Source organism: Streptomyces sp. PsTaAH-137, from assembly GCF_003259365.1.
Classification (GTDB): Bacteria; Actinomycetota; Actinomycetes; order Streptomycetales; family Streptomycetaceae; genus Streptomyces.
The window spans coordinates 1-2,865 of record NZ_QLLY01000068.1; the positions used below are offsets into that span (position 1 = coordinate 1).

Genomic DNA, 2,865 nt, shown 5'->3' on the forward strand with positions numbered 1-2,865 from the left:
CGTAGGCGGGGAGTTGGTCGGCGAGCTGGCGGTAGGTGAGGCCGGGGCGCCAGGACGGCAGATGGATCTCGTAGACCGAGAACGGGGCCTCGTGCGCGGGGCGTTCGGTGCGCCGGGCCAGCCACTCCTCGTCCCGCCACGTGTAGTGCGAGGCGTGCACGATCGAGGAGTTGGCCGGAGGGACCTCGGTGCGGGTGGCGAGCGGGTCGGCGCGCATCGTCCTGCTGCCGTCGGGGCGGGTGATCTCGAACTTGTACAGCTCGCCCTCGCCGATGCCCGGCACGAACAGCTCCCAGATGCCGGACGAGCCGAGCGAACGCATGCTGTGGGCGGCGCCGTCCCAGTAGTTGAAGCCGCCGACGACCCGGATCCCGCGGGCGTTCGGCGCCCAGACCGTGAAGCGGGTGCCCTCGATGCCCTGGTGGGTCATGGGGCGGGCGCCGAGCGCGTCCCACAACTGCTCGTGGCGGCCCTCGCCGATGAGGTGGAGGTCGAGTTCGCCGAGCGCGGGGAGCAGGGCGTAGGCGTCCGCGAGCGTCTGGGTGGTGTCGGCGTACGTGATCTCCAGGTCGTACGCGGGCGGGACCTCGCCGAGCTGGAGCAGCCCCGAGAAGAACCCGTCGCCGTCGTCGTGGAGATCGGCGTGCAGGCCCTCCGGGGTGCGGACGGCCACCTGCCGGGCGTAGGGCCGCCAGACGCGGAACGCGACGCCGCCGGGTGCCGGGTGGGCGCCGAGCACTCCGTGGGGGTTGTGGTGGGTCGCGGCGAGCAGTCGGGTGCGGTCGTCCTCCGGGACGGGGGCCGGTGCGGTGGTCGGGCGGCGGGTCACGGGGTGCGCCTCCTTGGGGCTTCGCGTGTACCGGGGTGGGTGGGAGCGGGTGCGTCGGCGGGGGCGGGCCGGTGGGGCCGCTTCTCGCGCAGTTCCCCGCGCCCCTTACGGGACGCGGCTAACGGGGCGGTTGCTCTGCCAGGCGGGTCAGGGCCGCCAGCGGGACCGGGAGCCAGTCCGGGCGGTGGCGGGCCTCGTACAGGGCCTCGTAGACCGCCTTGTCCGTCTCGTAGGCGCGCAGCAGGACCGGGTCGGTGCGCGGGTCGCTGCCGGAGACCTCCGCGTAGCCCGTGCAGTACGCGGCGCGGCAGGAATCCGCCCACGCCGCGTTCCAGGGGCGGGCGCTGCGTGCCGCGTAGTCGAAAGAGCGGAGCATGCCCGCGATGTCTCGGTGCGGGGGATGCGGCAGCCGGCGTTCGGCGAGGGGGCGGGACGGTTCGCCCTCGAAGTCGATGAGCCGCCAGGTGCCGTCCGCCTCGCGCAGGCACTGGCCCAGGTGCAGATCGCCGTGGACGCGCTGGGCCCGCCGGTCGCGGCCGTCGGCGGCGAGCTCGTGCAGGGCCGCGAAGGCGGAGCGCAGGGCGGGGACGTGCGGGAGCAGCGCCGGGACCTGCTGGGCCGTCGCCTCCAGGCGGCGGATCATCGTCCCGGCGAGCTGTTCCGTCTGCGCGCGGCTGTACGTGACCGTGGGCAGCGCCCGCGCGAGCGCCGTGTGGACCTCCGCCGTGGCGCGGCCCAACTGTCGTGCCTCCTCGGTGAAGTCCTGGTCGTTGGTGAGGTGTTTCAGGGCCAGGTCCCAGCCGTCGGCCGCGCCCTTGAGGAACGGCTGAAGGACGCCGAGGGTCGTGGTCTCCGCTGTGTCCCCGGTGCGCGTCTCGAACCAGGCCACCGGCGCGGGCACCCGGTCGCAGCCCTCGCGGGCCAGCGCGAGCGGGAGTTCCAGGTCGGGGTTGATGCCCGCGACGACCCGCCGGAAGAACTTGGCGATGAGCCGATCCCCGTACACGACCGAGGAGTTGGACTGTTCGGCCTGCAAGGGGCGGGGGACGAGACCGCGCGGGACCTCGCCGTGCGGGCCGCGATGGAAGCCGAGGGCGCCGAGGGCGCCGGGTATCCGGAGCCGTTCGAGCAGCACGGACGCCTGGCGGGGATCCTGAAGCGCCTCGTAGGCGGTGCGGCCCGCGAGCGGGCCGCGGGTGATCGTGCCGATCGCCGCGGGAGCCAGGTGCTGGGGCAGCAACTGAGCCGTGCCGATGAGGAGTTGGTAGCGGTCCCCGGGACCGTCGTCGTCGGCGGGCGGCTGGTGGGCGCGCACCAGCAGGTGCAGCAGGGCGGCGCCGGGCAGCAGCGGGGTGGCGGAGTCGAGGGTGAAGCCGGTGACGGGCCGGCCCTTGCCCGCGAACCAGCGCTGGCGCGGCAGCCATTCGCGCAGCAGTGGCTCCAGGGAGAGGAGGAGGCCGGAGGGATCGTCCGCCGCGACGGCGGTGGGGTGGGCGGGCCGGCCTGCGGCTTCCGACATGGCGTCGCGTCCTTTCCCCGGGCCGGGAACGCTCGACGACGGTGTGCGCGGTCCCGGGTGCCGAGATGCTGTCCTGAGCTGGGTCCAGAGGGGGACGTGCCGAGCGTGCGTGAACGGTCGCGTGCGTGATCCGCGGCGCGGGCCGGGACGGTGCGCCGCTGCGCCTGTCCCGCACGGTATTGGTATGGAGTGCCCCGGGGGACGGGACGGAAACCGGGGTTGGCGGGTTCTTGGACATTCCCGGTGGCGGGAACCCGGCCTTGTCGCAGGGGTCACCCCAGGGGCGGGCCGACGGAACGCCTTCCGCGCACCGTCGGCCGCGCCGCTCGGGGGCAGTGCGTCAGAAGCCGTCCTTCCGCAGCCGGAACCAGTAGAAGCCGTGGCCCGCCAGCGTCAGGAGGTACGGCAGTTCGCCGATCGCCGGGAACCGGACTCCGCCGATCAGCTCGACGGGGTGGCGGCCGCTGAAGGACTGGAGGTCGAGTTCGGTGGGCTGGGCGAAGCGGGAGAAGTTGTG

At 74.1% G+C, this 2,865-nt stretch carries 2 protein-coding genes and 1 pseudogene; all 3 read right to left on the reverse strand.

The genetic code is table 11. The annotated features are described in order from the left end of the window. A pseudogene (locus K377_RS40835) lies at window positions 1-829 on the reverse strand (1,4-alpha-glucan branching enzyme); the annotation flags it as partial. 118 nt (window positions 830-947) lie between these two features. Next, the gene (locus K377_RS40840; RefSeq protein WP_111668685.1) at window positions 948-2,348 is read right to left on the reverse strand and encodes a phosphotransferase; all 1,401 of its coding nucleotides are present in this window, start codon (window positions 2,346-2,348) and stop codon (window positions 948-950) included. A 340-nt stretch (window positions 2,349-2,688) separates the two neighbouring features. Next, a partial coding sequence (locus tag K377_RS40845; RefSeq protein WP_181512777.1) for an alpha-glucosidase C-terminal domain-containing protein occupies window positions 2,689-2,865 on the reverse strand: 177 nt, incomplete at its 5' end.